Annotated in this window: 7 protein-coding genes; 3 read left to right on the plus strand and 4 right to left on the minus strand. The window is 69.8% G+C overall.

The window, feature by feature from the left end; all coding sequences use genetic code 11:
- The 3 genes from G3N99_RS33370 to G3N99_RS33380 all read left to right on the plus strand — a co-directional run.
- The coding region (locus G3N99_RS33370; protein WP_206124503.1) for a PDZ domain-containing protein at positions 1 to 295 on the plus strand (295 nt) is incomplete at its 5' end.
- 227 nt (positions 296 to 522) lie between these two features.
- On the plus strand, positions 523 to 1734 hold the full coding sequence (locus G3N99_RS33375; protein ID WP_206124504.1) for an MFS transporter: 1212 nt from the start codon (positions 523 to 525) through the stop codon (positions 1732 to 1734).
- A gap of 147 nt (positions 1735 to 1881) precedes the next feature.
- On the plus strand, positions 1882 to 2421 hold the full coding sequence (locus tag G3N99_RS33380; RefSeq protein ID WP_206124505.1) for a DUF4303 domain-containing protein: 540 nt from the start codon (positions 1882 to 1884) through the stop codon (positions 2419 to 2421).
- A gap of 77 nt (positions 2422 to 2498) precedes the next feature.
- Here G3N99_RS33380 and G3N99_RS33385 read toward each other — a convergent pair whose 3' ends face one another.
- From G3N99_RS33385 to G3N99_RS33400, 4 genes are all read right to left on the minus strand, one after another.
- Complete coding sequence (locus G3N99_RS33385; RefSeq protein WP_206124506.1) at positions 2499 to 3197, minus strand: fumarylacetoacetate hydrolase family protein; 699 nt, start codon at positions 3195 to 3197, stop codon at positions 2499 to 2501.
- 125 nt (positions 3198 to 3322) lie between these two features.
- Positions 3323 to 4264 carry a helix-turn-helix transcriptional regulator gene (locus G3N99_RS33390; RefSeq protein ID WP_174943037.1) on the minus strand — a complete coding sequence of 314 codons (942 nt, stop codon included), beginning with the start codon at positions 4262 to 4264 and terminating at the stop codon, positions 3323 to 3325.
- Positions 4265 to 4383: 119 nt separating this feature from the next.
- Positions 4384 to 5175, minus strand: coding sequence for a YkgJ family cysteine cluster protein (locus G3N99_RS33395; RefSeq protein WP_206124507.1), 792 nt, complete (start codon positions 5173 to 5175; stop codon positions 4384 to 4386).
- Between the two features lie 61 nt (positions 5176 to 5236).
- Positions 5237 to 5742 (minus strand): uracil-DNA glycosylase family protein (locus G3N99_RS33400; RefSeq protein ID WP_206124508.1); only part of this gene is annotated, 506 nt, incomplete at its 5' end.

Genomic DNA, 5742 nt, shown 5'->3' on the forward strand with positions numbered 1-5742 from the left:
CCCGGGGCCGGGGGCAGGCGCGGGCGACGGCGGCGACCGTCTCGGGCTGACGATGCACGCGCTGAGCGACGACGAGCGCCGCTCGACCGGGCTCGCGGTCGGGATGATGGTGGACGCGGTGCACGGCCCGGCAGCCAAAGCGGGCATCCAGCCGGGCGATGTCGTGCTGGAACTGAACGACACGCTGCTCGAGACGCCCGATGACATACCGACGCTCGAAGCGAACGGCAGCGTGATCGCGGTGCTGATCCAGCGCAACAACGCACGGAAGTTCGTGTCGGTGCACGCGCGGTAGGGCGTTGACGCGGCCGGTATCGTCGGCCTACCATCGCCCGATCTCGCACGCAGTCAGCCAGGCAATCAGGAGCCATCCGGCATGAAAGCAGCATTCATCATCGTAGTAGTCCACAGGCGCAGGGTCCGGTAGCGGCACCGCGCCGGCACCCATGCGCCCCCGACTCGTTCGGGGGCTTTTTTTTGCATTGCGCACGGCCGTGCGGCACGTGCATGGAGGGCATCCGCTTGCAATCGAACCTGCCGATCGCTTCCGAACGGGCGTCGCCGAGACTCGCGACGCTGATCCTGCTGTGCGCATGCTCGGTGCTGCCGCTGAGCCTGTTCCTGCCGTCGTTGCCGGCCATCGCGCGCGACCTGCGTGCCGACTATGCGCTCGTCGCGTTGTCGCTCGGCGGTTACGCGGCGGTGGCCGCATCGCTCGAATTCGTGATGGGGCCGCTGTCGGACCGGTTCGGGCGGCGGCCGGTCGTGCTGGCGAGCGTCGGCGTGTTCGCGCTCGGCTCGCTCGGCTGCGCGATGGCGACCGATATTCGCGCATTCCTGGCATGCCGGCTGATGCAGGCGGCGATCACGTCGGTCTATCCGGTGTCGATGGCGACGATCCGGGATACCGGCGGCGGTGCGCGGGCGGCGAGCCGGATCGGCTATGCGGCGATGGCGGCCGCGTTTGCGCCGATGCTCGGCCCGACGCTCGGCGGCGCGCTCGACCAGACGATGGGCTGGCGTGCGAGCTTCTGGCTGCTCGGCGCGGTGGGCTTCGCGCTGTTCGTCTGGTGTGCGTTCGATCTCGTCGAAACCCATGCGAACCGGTCGTCGAGCCTCGGGCAGCAGCTTCGTGCGTATCCGGCGCTGCTCCGTGCGCGCCGCTTCTGGGCCTATGCGCTCTGCATGGCGTTTTCGACCGGCTCGTTCTACGCGTTCCTGGCCGGCGCGCCAATCGCCGCGCAAACGGTGTTCGGCATCGCGCCGGCGGAGATCGGCTTCTACATGGGGACCATCACGGCCGGTTTCGTGTGCGGCAGCTTCCTGGCCGCGCGATACGCGCGCCGCTACGCGCTGGCCACGACGATCCTGTGCGGACGGGTGGTCGCGTGCGCGGGGCCGTTGATCGGCCTCGCGCTGATGTTCGGTGGCGCGACGCAGGCGATCGCATGGTTCGGGCCGTGCGTGCTGGTCGGCATCGGCAACGGGCTGACCAATCCCGGCGCGCATGCCGGCGCGGTGTCGGTGCGCCCGGACCTGGCAGGCAGCGCGTCCGGGCTGGCGGGCGCGATGACGATCGCCGGTGGCGCGGCACTTTCGTCGCTGACGGGGGCGGTGCTGACGGCCGGCAACGCAGGCTATGCGCCGCTCGTGATGATGCTGCTGTCAGCGTCGATCGCGCTGGCGGCGGCCGTCTGCGTGCGGGTGTTCGATGCGCGGGACGCGGGGCAGTGAACGCAGCGGCGCGGAATCGGGCCCGGGTATGGGTGCGCTACCGTGCCGCGGGCGATTGGCGGACAATCGGTCGAATATCGGGAGACGACGAACCCTCCGCGCACCGCGTCCTGTCCGACGCGCGCAGGGCGACTGGACGAGGATGCGATGAGCGACTTTTCTGATTTCCAGCGGGAGATTGCCGACGCCGCGAGGGCGACATTCAGGGCGCTGCGGGCGCTGCACCCGGACGAGCATTTCTACGCGTTCGCGCTGTATACCGACAGCGGCGCGATGACGGTGGTGCCGGCGGCCAATTCGGTCGAGGGGCTGCGCCGGATCCGCGAGCAACAGGCCGTCCCGGACGACGACCCGTGGTATGCGTGGGGCTTTTCCGAATGGGCGTACGCGGCGGCTGAAGCGTCGCCGTTCAATGCGATCTGCGGCAAGCTCGCCGATGACGTGCTGAGTCCGCAGTTTGTCCGGTCGAGATTCCCGGAATTTTCGCGGCAACTGCACGCCGACATGATCGCGGCGTTGCGCCTGCTCGACCGTGAAGGCCTGTTCGGCACGGGCGACGAGAGGGCGGCGATCACGCTGTTCGTGTCGATCAGCGACGACGACGCTGCCGAGGCGCTGGAAAACGAATCGGCGAAGGTGCTGAATCCACCGGCTGTCGCCGACGCATTCCTGCGCCGCTACGACTGACCGAAATCGGGATATCGCACGGCGGCCCCGGGCAGGCGGCCGCCATGCGTGCTGCGTGCTGCGTGACGACTTACGACTTACGGCTTCGCGCCCACGACGAATTCGAACGTCGCGACGCCGTCGACGCCGCCCGTGACGCGGTCGCCGGGCTGCAGCGCACCGACGCCGGCCGGCGTGCCGGTGAAGATCAGGTCGCCGGCCTTCAGCTCGACCGAGCGCGACACATACGCGATGACGTCGGGCACGGCCCAGATCATGTCGGCCAGGTCGCCTTGCTGGCGCGTGTCGCCGTTCACTGCGAGCCAGATGCGGCCCGTCGCCGGGTGGCCGGTGGCCGATGCCGCGCGCAGCGCGGTCACGGGGCCCGATGCGTCGAAGCCCTTCGCCCAGTCCCACGGACGGCTCAGCTTCTTCGCTTCGGCCTGCAGGTCGCGGCGCGTGAGGTCGACGCCGACGCCGTAGCCCCACACGTGCGACAGCGCGTCGACCGGGTCGATCGACCGGCCGTCCTTGCCGATCGCGACGACCAGCTCGATTTCATGATGAAGGTCGTTCGTCAGCGGCGGGTAGGCGACGGTGCCGCTGGCCGGGACGATCGCGTCGGCCGGCTTCGTGAAGAAGAACGGCGGTTCGCGGTCGGGATCGGCGCCCATTTCGCGCGCGTGGTCGGCGTAGTTGCGGCCGACGCAGAAGACGCGGCGCACCGGAAAGCGCGCGGACGACTGTTCGACTTCGACGGAAGGACGCTCGGCAGCGTCGATGACATAAGCGGACATCGGATGGCCTCGTTCGGTGGGAAGACGGATGCCGCGCCCGTGCGGCGCACGGGCCGGCATGCGTGAAACGATACCCGACGCCCGTGCGGCCGGATGCGACGCAACTGCGTTTTACCGGGACAAAACTACGCGTCGGCGGCCGCCGGTGCGTCGTCGCCGTTCGGCAGCGCGGCATTCGCGTCGCGGTACGCCTTCGGCGACACGCCGACCCGCGCACGGAAGCGCCGCGCGAAATACCCTTCGTCGCGGAAGCCGACCGAGCGCGCGATATCCGCGATGCGCCGGCTCGTGTGAGCCAGCAACGACTGCGCGAGCGCGATCCGGCGCTCGGTCACGAGATCGGTGAAGGTGCTGCCGGTTTCCTTGCGAACGAGGTGCGCGAGGTAGTTGGGCGACAGGAACGCGGCTTCGGCGGTCGCGGCGAGCGTCAGGTCTTCACGGGTCAGGTTGGCGCGCACGTGGCGCAGCACGCGCGCGAGCGCGTCGCGCCGGCCTGCGCGCTGGGCGCCGCGCTGCGCGAGCTTGTCGAGTGCACCCGCGTACTGCGTGCAGACGAGCCCGATCAGCTGCAGCAGGTAGCCGCGCAGCAGCGTGGTCGAGCCGAACGTGCGCACGCGATCGGTGTCGAGCATGCACAGCGCGAGGCGGCGCGCTTCGTCGTAGGTGTCGCCGGTCAGGATGAAGTCGAGGTGTTCCTGGAAGCGGAACGGCGTCAGCTCGGGAAAGCGGTGCGCGGGCACGTCCTCGAGATCGAGCGGGTCGACGTCGAGATCGGCGCGCAGGAACGCCTGGCTGAAGTTGATCACGATGAAGTGCGCGCCTTCCGGATGCGGGATCAGGTGCTCGCGGTGCGGCAGCACGAACGCGAGCGCGCCACGCGGAAACGGCCGCGTGACGCCGCCGATCCGCTGCTCGGTGTCGCCGCCGAGATTGAACTGGATCTGGAAATACGCGTGCCGGTGCGGCTCGGTGATCGCCTGGCGCGACGCCTGGTCGCGGATGTAGAAGTCGAGCCGGTCGCTGCGTTCGGGCATCCCGTACAGGCGCGGCGGGGCGATGGAGGGCATGAAGGATTCTGCTGTTCGTGACGCGGTTGAGCCGCGATGGTACAGCGAACCGGGCGCGACGGCGATCAGTGCGGCCGCACGACGTTGCCCGGTGTCGCTCGCGGCGTGCCGCGCGGCGATCATTCGTCCGGGTGGAAGCCGAGATAACGGGCGTGCGGATTGCCGCTACCTGCACGCTGACTTGCCGCACCGACCGACACGAGCGCGTCCATCGTCGACGTGCGGTTCGATACGAGCGTCCAGGCGATGGCGTCGTCGGCGTTGGCGGGCACGGACTCCGACTCCGCTGCGCGCAGCGCCGTCAGCGCGGCGAGCAGCGTGGCGGCCGGCGGCGCATGGACGGCGAACCCTTCGTTGGCCACGGCCGCCGTATCGATCCCCAATGCCGCGCAAAGCCGCGCCCGCAGCGGCGTCTCGGCTTCGCTTGCCGCACGCGAGCGTGCGATGTTCTCGCGGGTGTCCGCGTCGACGATCGTGCCGCCGCGGACGAACGGCGCCTGCTGCCACGCGTCGGGCGTGCATTGCTTGCCGTCCGGCACCAGCGGCACGAACGGATTCACTTCGGCCGGATAGATCCGGCACACGAGCGGGCGCTCGTCGTAGATCGCGCAGCGCAGGTCGTCGAGCAGGTTCGGGCATGGCCCGGCATGGGTTGCCGTGAGCATCACCGTGATGCGGACGGGCAGCGAGCCGCTGAGTGCGGCGGTCGAGCGCACGCGCTTGTACGCGGCGAACGCGTTGTCGGGCTCGGGCTCGACGAGCCACGGCATTGCGTCGCACAGCAGCTCCACGTGGCCGCCGCGCTGCAGCCACGCAGTGGCCTCGTCGATCGTCAGCGGAATGCGCAGGTCGCGGCAGCATCCGCCGCAGCCGTTGCAGGCAAAGTCGAGGTCGGTGGGGGTGTCGTTCATGCTGGATTCGATACGGATAATGGGGATGTCGCGAAGCGTCGCGACCTGGCAGCGGTTGTGTTTATCGGGTGATCAGCGGCGCGACCCGGCGCCGCAGCTCGGGCACGACCTCGGCGTCGAACCACGGGTGGTGCTTGAACCACGCCTGGTTGCGCGGCGACGGATGCGGCAGCGGCAACACGTCGGGGCCATAGTCGCGCCAGGCGTGCACGGTGTCGGTCAGCGTGGCCTTGCGGGTGTCGCGCAGGAAATGCCGCTGCGCGTACTGGCCGATCAGCAGCGTGAGCCGGATCGACGGCAGCTGGGCGAGCAACCGGTCGATCCACAGCGGCGCGCATTCGGGGCGCGGCGGGTTGTCGCCGCTTGCGCCGCGGCCCGGGTAGCAGAAACCCATCGGCACGATCGCGAAGCGCGTTTCGTCGTAGAACGTGTCGGCGTCGACGTCGAGCCAGCCGCGCAGCCGCTTGCCGCTCGCGTCGTCCCACGGGATGCCGCTCGCATGGACGCGGGCGCCCGGCGCCTGCCCGACGATCAGGATGCGCGCGTTGCGATGAGCCCGCACGACGG

Source organism: Burkholderia sp. Ac-20392 (genome assembly GCF_017104585.1).
In the GTDB taxonomy this organism is placed as follows: domain Bacteria; phylum Pseudomonadota; class Gammaproteobacteria; order Burkholderiales; family Burkholderiaceae; genus Burkholderia; species Burkholderia lata.